Here is a 15,976-nt window from a genome sequence, read left to right on the forward strand (position 1 = left end):
CACAGGCCGGGGTGCAGATTCGGCCGCAGGGGCTGGATGGGCTGCTGGTGCGGTTTGCCCTGACGCCCGACGCCCACGCGATGACGGCGGCGCAGGCTGTCGCGGCGGCGTTGCGCGACGATCCCCCGGCAGGAGTTGTGGAAATCGCGCCTGCGCTTGTGTCGGTGTTTGTCCGGTTTGACGCGGCGCGGGTCAGCCGTGCGGAATTGACCGAGGCGCTGCGCGCGCGGGTGGACGGGCGGCCCATGACCGCGCCGGAACCGCTGCGTCGCTGGACCATTCCGGCCTGTTTCGGCGGGGATGACGGCCCGCAACTGGCGCAGGTCGCGGCAAAAGTGGGTGTTACCGAACAGGCCGCGATTGACCAGATATGCGGTGCGGATCTGCGCGTTTTGGCGATTGGGTTCGCGCCGGGGCAACCCTATATCGGGCTGCTGCCCGATGCGTGGAACCTGCCGCGCCTGTCCGCGCTGACGCCGCAGGTGCCTGCGGGCGCGGTCGTCGTGGCGGTGCGGCAGGTGGTGATCTTTGGCGCGGCCTCGCCCACCGGCTGGCACCATGTCGCGCGCACGGCGTTTCGCAGCTTTGCACCCGACCGCGACCCGCCGATGCCCTTGCGCGCGGGCGATGCGATCCGTCTGGCCCCGGCCACCCCGTCTGACATCGCCGCCCTGACCGACCCGATGAGCGGCGCGCAATTAACGGTGCTGCGATGACCGCGCTGCGGATTTTGCGCGCCGATGGCGTGCTGAGCGTTCAGGATATGGGCCGCCCCGGCCATATCGCGCAGGGTCTGTCGCGCGGCGGCGGCGCCGACCGGATGGCGGTGATCGAGGCGGCGGCCCTGCTGCGCGCCCCCTCCCCTCTGGCGGGGGTCGAGATGGCGGGCGCGGGCGGGCGCTTTGCCGTAACGCAGCCGATGCGGGTGGCGCTGACCGGCGCGCCGATGGTGGCGATGCTGGACGGGCAGCCTGTCGCATGGCACGCCTGCCACCTGATTCAGCCGGGGCAGGTGCTGACCATCGGCGCGGCCTTGGGCGGCGTTTATGGGTATCTGACCCCCGCCGGCGGGATCACGACGCCCGAATGGCTGGGCAGCCGCGCCGCGCATTTATCCATCGGCATCGGCGCGGCGCTGACCGGGGGCGATCTGCCCTGTGCGCCCGACCCCGCGCCCGATGATCCGCCTCGGATCATTGATCCCGCCCTGCGTTTCGGCGGCGGCAGGCTGCGCATGACCTGCGGCCCGCAGACGGATCTGTTCACGCCCGACACCCGAACCGCGTTCCACAACGCGACCTTTGCCCGCACGCGCGGCAACCGGCAGGGGATCACCCTGCATCACGCCGACCGGTTCACGACCGACCGCGCGGCGGGGTTGGCGTCAGACGTGATCGGGCCGGGGGATGTGCAGATGACCGGCGACGGGGTGCCGGTGGTGTTGCTGGCCGAATGTCAGACCATCGGCGGCTATCCCCGCATCGGCACTGTCATTCCCGACGATCTGCCGCGCGCCGCGCAGGCGCCGGTTGGCGCGGAACTGCGGCTGACCCTGATCACGCTGGAAGAGGCTGATGCCCTGCACCGCACCGATGCGCAGCTGCTGCGTGATGCGGGCGGGCGGTGCCGACCTCTGATCCGCGATCCGCGCGATATTCCGAATCTGCTATCCTATCAATTCATCAGCGGCGCGGTGCGCGGGGACGAAACATGAAGGTCGATCTGAACGCCGATATGGGCGAATCCTTTGGCCCGTGGGTGATGGGCGACGATGCGGCGCTGATGGATGTGATTACATCCGCCAATATCGCCTGCGGCTGGCATGCGGGCGATGCCGATGTGATGGCCACGACCATGCGCGCGGCAGTCGCGCGGGGGGTGGGGATTGGCGCGCATCCGGGCTTTGCCGATTTGCAGGGCTTTGGGCGGCGTCGGATTGCGCTGTCGGCTGAAGAATTGGGCAATCTGACCGCCTATCAATTGGGGGCGGCGCAGGGGATGGCGCGGATGGCAGGCGCGCGGGTCCGGCATCTGAAACTGCATGGCGCGTTGTCGAATATGGCCAGCGAAGACGCCACGATTGCCCGCGCCTGTTACTCTGCCGCGCGGCGTCTGGACCCCGATATTGTGCTGGTGGTGCTGGCCGGAACCGCGCAACAGGCCGTGGCCGAGGAATTGGCCGCCCCCTTCGCCGCCGAGATTTTCGCCGACCGCGCCTATAACGACGATGCGACGCTGGTGGATCGGCGTTTGCCGGAGGCGGTGCTGCATGATGCGGCGCAGGCGGGACCGCGCATTGCCGCGATGATCCGGGCGCGCGCAATCATCACCGCCAGCGGCAAACATCTGCCCGCGCGGATCGACACCGTGTGCGTGCATGGCGACAGCCCCGATGCGGTCGCCATGGCGCGCGCGCTTCGCAGCCACCTGACCGCATCGGGGATCAGTGTCAGCCGGTTTTAACCGATGCCGTGACGATTGCCGCCAATCCTGCGGTCGGATGAAAAGACCCCTGAACGCGCGATGTTTGGCGCGGGCATGGCCGGGGGATGCCTCTTTCCCCCGCGTTAAGATTTGGCCCGACGGACCCGACGCCGGGGGCCGCGGTTCGGCCATGCTGGCATTGTGTTTCGCGGGATCGGCGGCGCGCATCGCCGGGCCGTTGTGGATCGTCGCGGCTATGTCGTTGCCACGGTGAATCACGGATTTTGCCAGCCGAGACCTCGGCCCGGCTTTACAACGCGACCGACCGCCTGCGTCACCGTCTCGCCGTGAGTATTTTTGCACAGAAGAAGCGGCAGGGGCGGCGCCGGATTTACGGCTGCCACAGCCCCTGTTGCCATGCCGGTTCATCGGCAAAAGCCGCAGCGATGTGGTCGATCAGCAGGCGCGTTTTGCGCGGCATGGGGCGGATCGGGGGCCAGACAAGGCTGATTGGCAGGGGCGTTTGCGGCATATCGGGCAGCACCCAGACCAGTTGCCCCTGACGCAGCGCGTCGGCCACAATAAACAGCGGCAGCATCGCGACGCCCAAGCCCCCGATGGCCAGATCACGCATCGATTCGCCATTATTGGCGGAGAGGCGGCCCGTATGCATCACCGCCACCTGAGCGCCAAAGGGCCATTGGTCGGACAGCCGCATATTCCGATACCCGATGGCCTGATGGCGCAGCAAATCGACGCTGGTGATAATCGGGCCGTGGCGGTCCAGATAATCCGGGCTGGCGACCAAGGCGAAAGGATCGGCGCATAACCGCCGCGCCATCAGCCCGCTGTCGCGCAGCCGCCCCACCCGCACCCCCAGATCAAAGCCCGCCCGCACCAGATCAACCGGCCGGTCGTCATAATCCAGCACCAGTTCCAATTCGGGATGCGCCTGCGCAAAGGCGGCAATCACCGGCCCCAGATGCCGAATCCCCAGGCTGAGCGGCGCGCTCAGCGCCAGACGTCCGCGCAGTTCGGTGGTGGCGTTCAGATCTTCGGTCGCGGCGACCAGCTCGGCCAAAGCGGGGCGCAACCGGTCGGCCAAGGCGCGCGCCTGATCGGTGGGGGTGATGCGTCCGGCGCTGCGCGTGAACAGGGCAACCCCCAGAGCCGCTTCCAGATCGCTGATGCGTTTGCTGACCACCGATTTCGACAATTCCGCCCGCGTGGCCGCCGCAGACATGCTGCCCGCATCCAGCACCGCCAGAAAGGTTTGCATCTCGGATATGGTCCAGTTCATGGCGCGATTATGCACCTCCGGCGATCCGTTCGCAATCACCGAACGCAGGTTTCGTAAACGGCCAACTTATCCGAACGGCGGCGATGTGATAGAATTGCACCGTTTCAGGCAGAGAGCTATCCCGTGCAGTTAACCGGCATCCATCATCTGACCGCCATCACGGCTGACGCCGCCGGCAATAACCGATTTTATACTGAAATCATGGGCTTGCGGCGGGTCAAGAAAACCGTAAATCAGGATGACACATCCGCCTATCACCTGTTTTTTGCCGATGGTGCGGGGACGGCGGGAACCGACATCACCTTTTTCGACTGGCCGACAGAGCGGGAACAGCGCGGCACGAACGCGATCACGCAAACCGGGCTGCGAATCGCGGAAAGCAGTCTGGATTTCTGGGCCGCGCGGCTGCGCGATCACGGCGTTGACGCGGACGCGATCACGATGCTGGACGGACGCGCGGGCATTTCGCTGCGCGACCCCGAAGGGCAACGCCTGCGCCTGATTGCCGCGCCCAAGCCTTTGGGCGAGACATGGGACCACAGCACCGTCCCCGCCGAACATCAGGTTCAGGGCTTGGGACCGGTCACCATATCGGTTCCCGAACTGGCCCCGACCGAAACCGCCCTGACCCAGATCACCCATATGCGCCGCCTGCGCGATTATCCCAGCCCGGATGGGCAAGGGCAGGTGCATGTGTTCGGCATGGGGCAGCAGGGCGCGGCGGCCGAATTTCACGTTGCGGTGCAGCCCGATCTGCCGCGCGCGCGCCAAGGGGCGGGCGGCGCGCATCACGTGGCCTTTCGCGTGCCGGATGCGGTCGCGCTGACCGGATGGGCGCGCCATATCAACAGCTTTCGCGTCCCCAATTCGGGCGAGGTGGACCGCTTCTATTTCCGGTCGTTCTATTTCCGCGAACCGGGCGGCGTGCTGATTGAACTGGCCACCGACGGGCCGGGCTTTGACGTGGATGAACCCCGCGAGGTGATGGGCCAGTCCCTGTCTCTGCCCCCCTTTCTGGAACACAAACGCGACGCCATCACGGCACGGCTGAAGCCTCTGGATTAAAGGACGACATCATGACGCCAATCGGCCACGTCGCCCTGACCGTGCGGAACATGCCGGGAATGGTTGCCTTTTATGAAACCGCCTTTGGGTTGCAGGTTCTGGACGATTGCGGCCCCGTGCGCCGGATGGGCGCAGGCGGTCGGGCGCTGATGGAACTGCGTCACGCTCCGGCGCGGAGAGACCGGGTTCCGGCCATCTTTCTGCTGCCGTCGCGCGATGATCTGGGCCGATGGCTGCACCACGCCATGTCAGTGGGGCTGCCCCTGACCGACGCCTGCGATTGCGGCACCCGGCTGACAGTCAGCGTGACGGATCCCGAAGGCAACCCCATCACGATCAGTTGCCCGGCCAACCGCGCGGGCACCGCATCGCGCGCGCTGAACCTGAACGCGCTTGCGGCGCGGGCGGCGGGGCAATGGACCGGCGCCCCGCACGACATCCGCATCTGCAGCGCCGCACAGCATATCGACGGTCCCAGCCCCGCGCGCGGCTTTCTGATCGGTGATCTGGGGCTGACGCCCACGGGTCAGGCCCATGGCGCAACATGGTATGGCTGGAACGACCATCCGCACCGGCGCACGCCCTGCCGGCCCCACAGCGCAAACACCAATACCGACCTGTCGCGCGCGCCAACCGACCCGTGGGGCGGCGCGACCCATTACCCGAACTAAGGCCCAGTCATGACCGCATCCCCCTCGCATATTCTCAGCTTTTGGTTTTCAGATGCCGTCCGCCCGTTCTGGTTTGCGCGATCCGATGACCTTGACCGCCAGATCGCGGACCAATTCAGCGCAACCCATAGCGCGGCACATAACGGTGATCTGGACCACTGGATCGACGCCCCCGACAGCGCGCTTGCGCTGACCATCACGCTGGACCAGTTCCCGCGCAACCTGTTTCGCGGCACGGCCCGCAGCTTTGACAGCGACGCCCGCGCACGGGAACACGCGCGCACCGCGCTGCAACGCGGCTATGACCTGATGCAGCCGGACGACCGCCGCCCGTTTTTCTACCTGCCCTTTATGCACAGCGAAGACCTGGCCGATCAGGAAAAATCCGTCGCCCTTTATCAGGCACTGGGTGCGGAGACCTCTCTGACCTTTGCGCGCGACCACCACGACATCATCGCGCGCTTTGGCCGCTTCCCGCATCGCAACGCCGCCTTGGGCCGCACCACCACCCCGGACGAAGCCGCCTTCCTGAAAACCCATCCGGGCTTCTGACCCCACTCCTTTCATCTTGGTGCAAATATCCTCTGGGGTGAGGAGGGTCAGAAAAAGGTCCAGTGGACCTTTTTCCCGACGAACGCCCGCCCTTGGGCGGGCAAGGGGGCGACGCGCCCGCGGCCCATCCGCGCAAAACCACCGCAGGATCTGGACGCAACCCCGCAATCACGCTATGTTTACAGCCATAAACGGGGCAAAGACCCTGATTGTATGAGGCAGATATGGCATCCCCGCAGCGGTTTTCGAACCTGCCGGATTATGCGTTTCCGCGTTTGCGGGCGCTGTTATCTGGCATCACCCCCGATCCTGACCTGACGCCAACGGTGTTGACCATTGGCGAACCGCGCCATGCCATGCCGGATTTTGTCGCGCCGCTGCTGGCACAACATCTGGACGGTTTCGCCAAATACCCCACAAACGAAGGTATGCCCGCCCTGCTGGACGCGATTTCCGGCTGGCTGGACCGCCGTTACGGGCTGACCATCAGCCACGACCGCATCGTGAACCTGAACGGCACGCGCGAGGGGCTGTTTAACGCCGCCCTTGCGCTGTGTCCTGAACAGAAAAACGGCGCGCGTCCGGTGATTTTGGTGCCGAACCCGTTTTATCAGGTCTATGCCGTGGCCGCCGCCGCCGTGGGGGCGGATGCGCAATTCGTGCCAGCCACGCCTGACACCGGCAACCTGCCCGATTACGCGGCCTTGCCCACGGACACGCTGAACCGCACGGCGATTGCCTATGTCTGTTCGCCCGCCAATCCGCAGGGCGCGGTCGCGTCGCGCGATTATCTGGAACGGCTGATCCGGCTGGCCGAACAACATGATTTTCTGATCTTTTCGGACGAATGTTATTCGGAAATCTGGCGCGATACGCCGCCGCCGGGGGCCTTGGCGGTCGCCAGTGAATTGGGACTGGCCGATCGCGTGGTGATGTTCAATTCGCTGTCGAAACGGTCGAACCTGCCGGGGCTGCGGTCGGGCTTTGCCGCCGGATCACCGGCCCATATCGCCCAGATTCGCCGCCTGCGCAGCTATAGCGGCGCGCCGGTGCCGCTGCCCCTGCAACAGATCAGCGCGGCGGCGTGGAGCGATGAAACCCATGTCGATGCCAGCCGCGCGCTCTATCAGGACAAATACCGCATCGCGGATCGGATTTTAGGCGACATCCCCGGATACCAGCCCATTCAGGGCGGGTTTTTCCTGTGGCTGCCCGTGGATGATGGCGAAGCCGCCGCGCGCCGGTTGTGGCAACAGGCCGCCATTCAGGTGCTGCCCGGCGCCTATCTGTCGCGCGATGTGGACGGGGTGAATCCCGGCGCGGGGTTCATCCGCGTGGCCTTGGTCGCGGATGCGGCGCAAACCGAAACCGCACTGACCCGCCTGCGCGCGGTTCTGTATGATCACACTGACGAAAAGGGCCAAGGCTGATGGCAAGCTGGCAGGCAAAACACCGTGACCCGCTGTTCGATCAAACCACCCGCGCGGCACTGGAACGGCGCGGTCAGGAACTGATCGGCGCGGCGCTGATCGGTCTGGGCGTGATCATCGCGATGATGCTGGCCAGTTGGTCGCCCGACGATCCCAGCTTTCTGGCGGCGACGGATGCCCCGGCGCAGAATCTGCTGGGCAGCTTTGGCGCGTGGATCGCATCGCCCTTGATGATGATTGCGGGTTACGGCGCATGGATGCTGGTTGTCGCCGCCGTGATCTGGGGCCTGCGCCTGATCACGCATCGCGGGCAGGACCGGATCATGCGCGGGATTTTCACCCCAATCGCGGTCGCGCTTGCATCCATTTACGCCAGTATGCTGACGCCGGGGGCGGACTGGCTGCAAAGCTATGGTCTGGGCGGGCATTTCGGCGACATGATGCTGGGCGCGATGCTGAACATCCTGCCAATGGCACCGCAAACCGGCATCCGCGTGGCGCAAATCCTGATCGCGGCGGCGGTGCTGGGGGTCGGAGCCTTTGTTCTGGGCTTTGGCCGGGATGAATTGCGCGGGCTGTGGGCGCGGTTCGTCTATGGCCTGATGACGGCGCTGTTCCTGACGCGCCGCATGATCCACGGCGTATCCGTGCGGATGCAGAACCGCCGCGCCGAACGCACAGCCCCCCCTGCCCCGGCCGCACGCCCCGCGCCCGCGCGTCGTCAGCCCGCCCCGGATGATTTCGAACTGACGGCGGATTTGCCCGAACCCGAACTGATCGAACGCGACAGCGATTATGACGGCGACGCGCCCAGCCCCGAACAGGTGGCCGACCGCATCACCGACGCCATTCGCAACCGCACGAAACCGTCGGTTCTGGCCGCCGTTGCCGCGCGCCTGAAACGCGACGGCGCGCCCGACACCACCCCCGAACCCGCCGATCCGCGCCCCTTCAACGCCGATGCGCAGCGCGTCGTTGTCCCGCCTCTGCGCAAGGCTGAACCGTCCCGCGCCGCACAGGCCGAGGCCGCGCCAGAACTGCGTTTTGACGACACCACTCCGGCCTATGAACTGCCGCCGCTGGCGCTGTTGTCGGCACCCACCGACAGCGACCGTTTGCAGATTTCCGAAGAGGCGTTGATGGAAAACGCCCGTATGCTGGAAGCCGTTCTGGACGATTACGGCGTCAAAGGCCAAATCACCGAGGTGCGCCCCGGCCCGGTCGTGACGCTGTATGAACTGGAACCCGCGCCGGGGCTGAAGGCGTCGCGCGTCATCGGCCTGTCCGACGACATCGCCCGGTCCATGTCGGCCCTGTCGGCGCGGGTCAGCACCGTGCCGGGGCGCAGCGTCATCGGCATCGAACTGCCCAATGCGCGCCGTGAAAAGGTGCTGTTGCGCGAAATGTTTGCATCGCGCGCCTTTGGTGACGGCACGCAGCCGCTGCCCTTGGCTTTGGGCAAAGACATCGGCGGCGATCCGATTGTCGCCAATCTGGCGAAAATGCCCCACCTGCTGATTGCCGGGACCACGGGCTCGGGTAAATCGGTGGCGATCAACACCATGATCCTGTCGCTGCTCTATAAACTGACGCCGGATCAGTGCCGGTTGATCATGATTGACCCGAAAATGCTGGAGCTGTCGGTCTATGACGGCATCCCGCATCTGCTGTCCCCCGTCGTCACCGATCCGAAAAAGGCGGTCGTCGCCCTGAAATGGGTCGTGTCCGAAATGGAGGATCGTTACCGCAAAATGTCCAAAATGGGCGTGCGCAACATCGAAGGTTACAATGGCCGCGTGCGCGAGGCGCTGAACCGCAACGAATTGTTCAAACGCACCGTCCAGACCGGATTCGACGACGACACGGGCGAGCCGATCTTTGAAACCGAAGAATTCCAGCCCGAGACTTTCCCCTATATCGTCGTGATCGTCGATGAGATGGCCGATCTGATGATGGTCGCCGGCAAGGAAATCGAGGCGTGTATTCAACGCCTTGCCCAAATGGCGCGCGCGTCGGGCATCCATCTGATTATGGCGACGCAGCGGCCGTCGGTCGATGTGATCACCGGCACGATCAAGGCGAACTTCCCCACCCGCATCAGCTTTCAGGTCACGTCGAAAATCGACAGCCGCACGATCTTGGGCGAACAGGGCGCGGAACAACTGCTGGGTCAGGGCGACATGCTGTATATGGGCAACGGCGCCCGCATCACCCGGATCCACGGCCCCTTTGTCAGCGACGAAGAGGTCGAAGAAATCGTCACGCATCTGAAATCCTTCGGGCCGCCGTCCTACAAAGCGGGCGTGGTCGAAGGCCCCGAAGATGACGTCGCATCCGATATTGACGCGGTTCTGGGTCTGGGCAGCGACGATAATTCCGATGATGCGCTGTATGATCAGGCGGTGATGATCGCCGCCCGCGACCGCAAATGCTCGACCAGCTATATTCAGCGGAAACTGGCCATCGGATACAACAAAGCCGCGCGTCTGGTCGAACGGATGGAGGAACAGGGCGTTGTCAGCGCCGCCAACCATGTCGGCAAACGCGAAGTGCTGGTTCCCGAAATCTGATCACACCGCCCTTGCCCATGGCAGGGGCGGTTTTCGTTTCAGGCGCGTGCCGTGGTTGCCTGCATCGGCTTGCCGTTAAACAGGAACGCCAGCAGCGGGACGGGCCGGATGACCCAGACATGGATCGCCAGCCCCGCCAGCAACGCAAATGCGGTGAACCCCACCCAATGCAGCAGGGTCAGATCGCCCCGATACATCCCAAACGCCCACGCGATCCCATACAGCAACAGCGTGTGAAACAGATACACGGTATAGATCGATTCGGACAGCAGACGCTGCACCGCGCCGGTCATATTCCCAAACCGCCGGAACAGCGCCATCAGGCTGACCACCACGGCCACCACCATCACGCCACGCGACAGGGTCGCCACTTTGCCCCAGCCCAGACCTTCGGCGGCGGTGTAATATTGCGACAGCACCGCCAGAGCCGCCGCCCCCGCCAGCAGCGGAACCGTGGCGCGATGACAGGCGGCCCAGATCGCCGGCCCGTGAAACGCCGCCGCCCCGATCAGAAACCACGGCAGATTGCCGAAAAACGGCAACATCAGGCGCAGCGTCGGGATACGGGCCAGAACCTCGACCACCAGCATCGGCCACAGCGCCAGGACAAGCGCGCCGATCAGCACCAGCATATCGGGTTTGCGCCCGTCACACAGCCGCGCAAACCGGCGCATCAGCGGGTCAAGCGCGATCAATATCGTGACATAGCCCAGCAGCACGACCAAAAACCACAGATGCAGCTCATACCCGCCATTATAAGGCGCGATCCGCGCATCGGCGTAGCTGCCGCCATTAAACCCGTCGATCAGATACAAAATGGCAGGGTTGACCAGAACCAGCGTGGACACCAGCGGCAGACCAATGGCCAGCCAGCGGCGGCCCAGAAACGCGACCGTCCCGCGCCGCATCAGCATCATCGCCGCCAGATAGCCCGCCACCAGATAAAAGGCTTGCATCCGAAACATCGGCGACATCACCCGAACGGCATCGGCCACGCTATGTTCGACCATGCCCGCCGCGTGGTAAACAATTCCAAACATCATGCAAAACACGCGGATATTATCAACGTAAATCAATCGCGCCGTCATCGTGACCCCCCGCAGGCCGCTAATAGCCGCGCGATAGGTCATCGCCCCGGCTTTGTCCAGCCGCCCCCCCCCCACCCGCCGATGACAGCACGATGACGGCCACCGATCCGCACCCCCTTCCCCCTGCGCCCAAAATCAGGCATCACGCCGACATGACCATCTGGCACATCCATATGCTGAACGCGCGCCACGCGCTGACTCCGGTTCTGGCCGAGCTGCGCGCCACAACGCGGGATGCGGTCGCGCGGGTGGGGGCGGTTGCGGACCTGCCACGCTTTGATCTGGTGATCCGGGCGGAACCGGGCGGCGGCATCCCCGAATGGGGCATCGCCGGTTACGCCCCGGCGCCGGGCCTGATCGAGGTCACCCTGAACCCCGCCCGGTTTAACGCAGCCCTGATGCTGCGGACCTTGGTTCACGAAATGCACCACCTGATCCGCTGGGACGGGCCGGGCTATGGCACATCACTGGGCGAAGCTCTGGTCAGCGAAGGCCTGGCGGGCCATTTCGTCCTGCAAATTCTGGGCGGCACCCCGGATCCATGGGACGCGGTGCGCCCGGCCTCGGGGCTGGCGCGGGCGGCCCAATCGGAATGGGCAAGGCGCGATTACGACCACGCCCGCTGGTTCTTTGGTCGCGGCGATCTGAGGAAATGGGCGGGCTACGGTCTGGGCCACCGGCTGGTCGCCGAACATCTGACGCAAAGCCCCGACGCGACCGCCGCCACCCTCGCCCACAGCGCCGCCGACAGCTTCCAACCCGCCCTGCGCCGCCTGATCGCCTCAGACGCAGACGCCTAACCCCGCTGATCACCGTGGCGCGGCGCGCCCCCTTCCATCTTGCCGACATTCCCATGGAGCGCCTGCCCCTTCGTCTCAGCCTGCGGAATGTCTTTCATCTTGGCCCAAATATCCCGGGGCAACGCGGATCAGGAAAAGGTCCAGCGAACCCTTTCCCTGCCGAACGCCGCTCCGCCCTAGGTCCGACAGCAGAGAGCTTTCTATCTTCTGTGCCCAAATATCCCGGGGGTCCGGGGGCTGGCCCCCGGCGCTATCCTTGACAAACGCCCATCCGCGCGGGGCGGGCCGCCCCCTTTACCCGCCAAACAACTCCAACTGCCCGCCCGGATCATGCCCAAATCCCGAAACCGTGATCCCCAACAATCGCGCCCCGCGCGGATCGGGCAGCACCCCCGCCGTCAGATCGCAGGCCATGGCCCACAGCTCATCGCGCGACGCGACCGCGCGGGGCAGGCTACGCGCGCGGGTCACTTGCTGAAAATCGGCGTATTTCACCTTTAACGTCACGGTGCGGCCCGCCAGTTCATGCCGCGTCAGATGCAGCCAGACCTTATCGGCCAACACACCCAAGGCATCATAACAATCCGCCAGCGTCATCAGATCGCTGGAAAAGGTGTTTTCCGCCCCCACCGATTTGCGCACCCGGTCAGGCCGCACCGGCCGATGATCCACGCCACGACTGATATTCCAATAATATTGCCCCGATTTACCAAAGCGCCGCGTCAGAAAATCCAACGACTGCGCCCGCAGATCGGCGCCGGTTAATATCCCCATAGCCTGCATCTTCGCCGCCGTCGCGGGGCCGATGCCGTGGAATTTCCCGACCGGCAGGGTGCGCACGAAATCCGGGCCTTGGTCTGGGGTGATGACGCATAACCCGTCGGGTTTGTTCTGATCTGACGCCAGTTTCGCCAGAAATTTGTTGTAACTGACCCCGGCACTGGCGGTCAGCGACGTTGCGTCACGGATGCGGGCGCGAATGTCGCGGGCGATGCGGGTCGCGGTCTGACCGGCGGGCAGATGGTCGGTCACATCCAGATAGGCTTCGTCCAGCGACAAGGGTTCGATCAACGGCGTGTAATCGGCAAAGATCGCCCGGATTTGCTGACTGACCACGCGATAGACATCAAACCGAGGCTTCACGAACACCAAATCAGGACATTGCCGCGCCGCCGTCACGGATGGCATGGCGGACCGGATGCCCCATTTACGGGCCTCGTAACTGGCGGCGGCGACCACACCGCGCAGGGACGACCCGCCCACAGCCACCGGACGCCCGCGCAATTCGGGGTTATCGCGTTGTTCAACGCTGGCATAAAACGCATCCATATCAATATGGATGATCTTGCGCATGGGCGCGGTGTCGCCCGCCCCCGTCACACCACCGACAGGCGCGCGTCACCCGCCTGCATATCATCGCCCAGCCGGTCAAACCGAACATGCGCCAGACCAAAGCCGCCGGACTGCGTGAACAGGGTGCCGACGTCACGCCCCCCTGCCGTGATCGGCGTGCCGATGGGGGCCGCGCCGGTTACAGCCAGCCGCACCAGCCCTTTGCGCAATTCGGTTTTGTGCTTCATCCGGGCCGTGACCTCTTGCCCGACATAGCAGCCTTTGCGGAAATCAACGCCGTTCAGCCGTTCAAACCCGGCCTCAAGAATAAATGTGTCGTTCGGGATCAGCTCGGCCAGCGTTTCAGGGATGGTATGCGTCACGCGGATCGCGTCCCAGTCGCTGCCATCATCGCCCGCGATCCCATAGGCGCGCCAGCCCAGCGCCGGATGCCGGGGGTCCGGGATCGCCCCATCCGGCGCGGGACCGGTGCCGCGCGCCACCGGCAGACCTGCGGCGGCAATCGCCACATCGGACCGCAGCCTATACATCATCAGCCGCCGCAGCAGATCATCCGCCAGCCGCGCGTCAATGTCGATCAACAGCGCGTCACCATCGGGGATGATCAGAAAATCGGCCAGATATTTGCCCTGCGGCGTCAGCATCGCGGCCCAGATGGGCGCGCGGCGCACGTCATTTGTGACCAGCCCTTGCAGGAATGTGACCCGGTCAGGGCCAGAGATGCGAATGATCTGACGGGTCAAGACTGCCCTCCGAATTGCAACGCGACCAGCCGGGCATAGGCCCCCTGCGCCGCCATCAATTGGTCATGATTGCCCTGTTCCACAACCCGCCCGGCATCCATCACCACGATTTTATCGGCGTTGCGGATGGTGGACAGGCGATGCGCAATCACCAGCGTGGTGCGCCCCTGCGCCAGTTGATCCAAGGCATCCTGCACCAGCCGTTCGCTGGCGGTGTCCAATGCGCTCGTCGCTTCGTCCAGCAACAACACGGGCGCATCGCGCAGCACGGCGCGGGCAATGGAAATGCGCTGACGCTGACCGCCCGACAGGGCGGACCCACGCGGCCCGGCGGCGCTGTCCAGCGTGCGCGTGTCGTCGATGAAATTCGTGACATTCGCCACGTCCAGCGCCTGCATCAGGTCCGTTTCCGACGCCCCCGGCCGCCCCATCAGCACATTGTCGCGCAGGCTTTCGTCAAACAGGGCGGTGTCTTGGGACACGGTGGAAAACTGATCGCGCAAGACGCCCAGATCATAATCCTGCACCAGCACGCCGCCCAGCAAAACCCGCCCCTGCACCGGATCAATCAGCCGGGTTAGCAGGTTGAAAACCGTGGTTTTCCCCGCCCCCGACGGCCCGACCAGCGCGGTGATCTGCCCGGGTTCCGCGGTAAAGGACAACCCACGCAGCACCGGCGCCCCGTCATAGGACAGATGCACATCGTCCAACATGATGCGGGTGCTGTCGGGGGGCTCGATCCGCGCGCCGGATGTCACGGTGGGGGCGGTGTCAAAGACCTCGTAAATGCGTTCCAGACTGGCGGCGGCGGTCTGCCACGTCCCGGCCAGCCCCCCCAACCGGCGCAGAGGCTGAAAGGCCAAAGCCAGCGCGGTGAAAAACGCCATAAAGTCCCCGACGCTGCGTTCCCCCGACATCACTTGCGCGCCGCCCAGCGCCAGCACCATGACAAAGCCGATGCCGGTGACAATATCGGCCAGCGCGGGGATGACGGATGATGTGGCGGCGACCTTAACCTCGGCCCGGCGGATGCGGTCCACGATGGCGGCGAAACGGCGGGTCTGTTCGCCCTCGGCCCGGTTCAGACGGATGGATGTGATGCCATGCAGCACTTCGTCCAGACGGGTGGCGCGCGCACTGGCATTGACGCGGTTTTCCCGCATTTTCCGCCGGATGTAACGCTGCACCAGCGTGGCGGGCAAAATCAGGATCGGCGCACCGACCAGCGCGGCCAGCGTCCAGACCGGATCAATCGCCACCGCCACCGCAAACAGCATGATCAGCGAAATCACATCGCGGGTCGTGCTGGTGATGATCGTGGCCCAGACGCCCTGAACCGCAATGGTATCGCCTTGGATTCGCTCGATCATCGCACCGGGCGGGTTATCACGGAAAAACCGCTGATCCAGCGTCATGATATGCGCCAGCAACTGCGTTTGCATGGTGGTGGACACCGACAGCGAAATCCGCGTCAGCATCGCACGGCTGGACACCAAAGTCACCGCCCGCAGCACAAAGATCCCGAAAATCGCCGCGCCAACCCACCAGATCGCACCCTGCTGCTGACCGATAAAGACCTGATCGAACAGCGGCTTTAACATCCAGCTGATCAGCGCCAGCGTGGACCCCTCGACCGTCATCAGGGCAAAGGCAATCAACATCGCGGCCCGATGCGGACGCAGATAATCGCGCCACAACCGGGCCAACAGGCCGGCGGGCGGGGCGGTCAAACGAGGCGAAGGCATCTGCAACATTCCCCAGCCATACCGCGCCACCCCGCCCCACGGCAAGGCCCGCCACGACCCCGCCAAAACGCGCCACCCTTGCCGCTTCTTCTGTGCAAAAATACTCATGACAACCGCGCCACACACACAACGCCCGCGAACAACCGCACGCCCGCAGCCCACACCTCAAACACCCCCACAAAAACGCGCCACCCTTGCCGCTTCTTCTGTGCAAAAATACTCATGACAACCGCGC

Annotated in this window: 14 protein-coding genes; 9 read left to right on the top strand and 5 right to left on the bottom strand. The window is 64.9% G+C overall.

All coding sequences use genetic code 11. The features are described 5' to 3' along the window. Nucleotides 1-11: 11 nt before the first annotated feature. The 3 genes from Q4G20_RS07550 to Q4G20_RS07560 are packed head-to-tail and all read left to right on the top strand — an operon-like array spanning nucleotide 12 to nucleotide 2,463. The gene (locus tag Q4G20_RS07550; RefSeq protein ID WP_303342813.1) at nucleotides 12-716 is read left to right on the top strand and encodes an allophanate hydrolase subunit 1; all 705 of its coding nucleotides are present in this window, start codon (nucleotides 12-14) and stop codon (nucleotides 714-716) included. Next, entirely contained in the window at nucleotides 713-1,714 is a 1,002-nt protein-coding gene (locus tag Q4G20_RS07555) for a biotin-dependent carboxyltransferase family protein (protein WP_303342814.1), read from the top strand. Before Q4G20_RS07550 ends, Q4G20_RS07555 begins: the two co-directional genes overlap by 4 nt. Beyond that, on the top strand, nucleotides 1,711-2,463 hold the full coding sequence (locus tag Q4G20_RS07560; RefSeq protein WP_303342815.1) for a LamB/YcsF family protein: 753 nt from the start codon (nucleotides 1,711-1,713) through the stop codon (nucleotides 2,461-2,463). The genes Q4G20_RS07555 and Q4G20_RS07560 overlap by 4 nt, the downstream gene beginning before the upstream one ends. Nucleotides 2,464-2,815: 352 nt before the next feature. Here Q4G20_RS07560 and Q4G20_RS07565 read toward each other — a convergent pair whose 3' ends face one another. Next, nucleotides 2,816-3,724: a LysR family transcriptional regulator gene (locus Q4G20_RS07565; RefSeq protein ID WP_303342816.1), complete on the bottom strand. Its 909-nt coding sequence runs from the start codon at nucleotides 3,722-3,724 to the stop codon at nucleotides 2,816-2,818. Between the two features lie 123 nt (nucleotides 3,725-3,847). Here Q4G20_RS07565 and Q4G20_RS07570 point away from each other — a divergent pair, with 123 nt between their 5' ends. The 5 genes from Q4G20_RS07570 (at nucleotide 3,848) to Q4G20_RS07590 (ending at nucleotide 10,012) form a co-directional block, all read left to right on the top strand. Then, nucleotides 3,848-4,789, top strand: a complete 942-nt coding sequence (locus Q4G20_RS07570; RefSeq protein ID WP_303342817.1) for a ring-cleaving dioxygenase — start codon at nucleotides 3,848-3,850, stop codon at nucleotides 4,787-4,789. 11 nt (nucleotides 4,790-4,800) lie between these two features. Next, entirely contained in the window at nucleotides 4,801-5,460 is a 660-nt protein-coding gene (locus tag Q4G20_RS07575) for a VOC family protein (RefSeq protein ID WP_303342818.1), read from the top strand. Nucleotides 5,461-5,469: 9 nt separating this feature from the next. After that, entirely contained in the window at nucleotides 5,470-6,012 is a 543-nt protein-coding gene (locus Q4G20_RS07580) for a DUF924 family protein (protein ID WP_303342819.1), read from the top strand. A 224-nt stretch (nucleotides 6,013-6,236) separates the two neighbouring features. Continuing rightward, nucleotides 6,237-7,442 carry an aminotransferase class I/II-fold pyridoxal phosphate-dependent enzyme gene (locus Q4G20_RS07585; RefSeq protein ID WP_303342820.1) on the top strand — a complete coding sequence of 402 codons (1,206 nt, stop codon included), beginning with the start codon at nucleotides 6,237-6,239 and terminating at the stop codon, nucleotides 7,440-7,442. Next, on the top strand, nucleotides 7,442-10,012 hold the full coding sequence (locus Q4G20_RS07590) for a DNA translocase FtsK (RefSeq protein ID WP_303342821.1): 2,571 nt from the start codon (nucleotides 7,442-7,444) through the stop codon (nucleotides 10,010-10,012). Before Q4G20_RS07585 ends, Q4G20_RS07590 begins: the two co-directional genes overlap by 1 nt. A 38-nt stretch (nucleotides 10,013-10,050) precedes the next feature. On the opposite strand, the gene Q4G20_RS07595 is transcribed toward Q4G20_RS07590, so the two are convergent. Next, entirely contained in the window at nucleotides 10,051-11,100 is a 1,050-nt protein-coding gene (locus tag Q4G20_RS07595; RefSeq protein WP_303342822.1) for an acyltransferase family protein, read from the bottom strand. Between the two features lie 152 nt (nucleotides 11,101-11,252). Here Q4G20_RS07595 and Q4G20_RS07600 point away from each other — a divergent pair, with 152 nt between their 5' ends. Continuing rightward, nucleotides 11,253-11,900, top strand: a complete 648-nt coding sequence (locus Q4G20_RS07600; RefSeq protein WP_303342823.1) for a DUF2268 domain-containing putative Zn-dependent protease — start codon at nucleotides 11,253-11,255, stop codon at nucleotides 11,898-11,900. 294 nt (nucleotides 11,901-12,194) lie between these two features. Here Q4G20_RS07600 and dinB read toward each other — a convergent pair whose 3' ends face one another. Genes dinB through Q4G20_RS07615 form a run of 3 tightly spaced genes read right to left on the bottom strand, consistent with a single transcriptional unit; the run spans nucleotide 12,195 to nucleotide 15,750 of the window. Further along, nucleotides 12,195-13,253 (bottom strand): DNA polymerase IV, encoded by a 1,059-nt coding sequence (gene dinB, locus Q4G20_RS07605; protein WP_303342824.1) that lies wholly within the window; start codon nucleotides 13,251-13,253, stop codon nucleotides 12,195-12,197. A gap of 23 nt (nucleotides 13,254-13,276) precedes the next feature. Beyond that, nucleotides 13,277-13,996, bottom strand: a complete 720-nt coding sequence (locus Q4G20_RS07610) for a folate-binding protein YgfZ (RefSeq protein ID WP_303342825.1) — start codon at nucleotides 13,994-13,996, stop codon at nucleotides 13,277-13,279. After that, nucleotides 13,993-15,750: an ABC transporter ATP-binding protein gene (locus tag Q4G20_RS07615; RefSeq protein WP_303342896.1), complete on the bottom strand. Its 1,758-nt coding sequence runs from the start codon at nucleotides 15,748-15,750 to the stop codon at nucleotides 13,993-13,995. Before Q4G20_RS07615 ends, Q4G20_RS07610 begins: the two co-directional genes overlap by 4 nt. Nucleotides 15,751-15,976 lie beyond the last annotated feature (226 nt).

The organism is Paracoccus sp. (in: a-proteobacteria) (assembly GCF_030538495.1).
Lineage (GTDB): Bacteria > Pseudomonadota > Alphaproteobacteria > Rhodobacterales > Rhodobacteraceae > Paracoccus.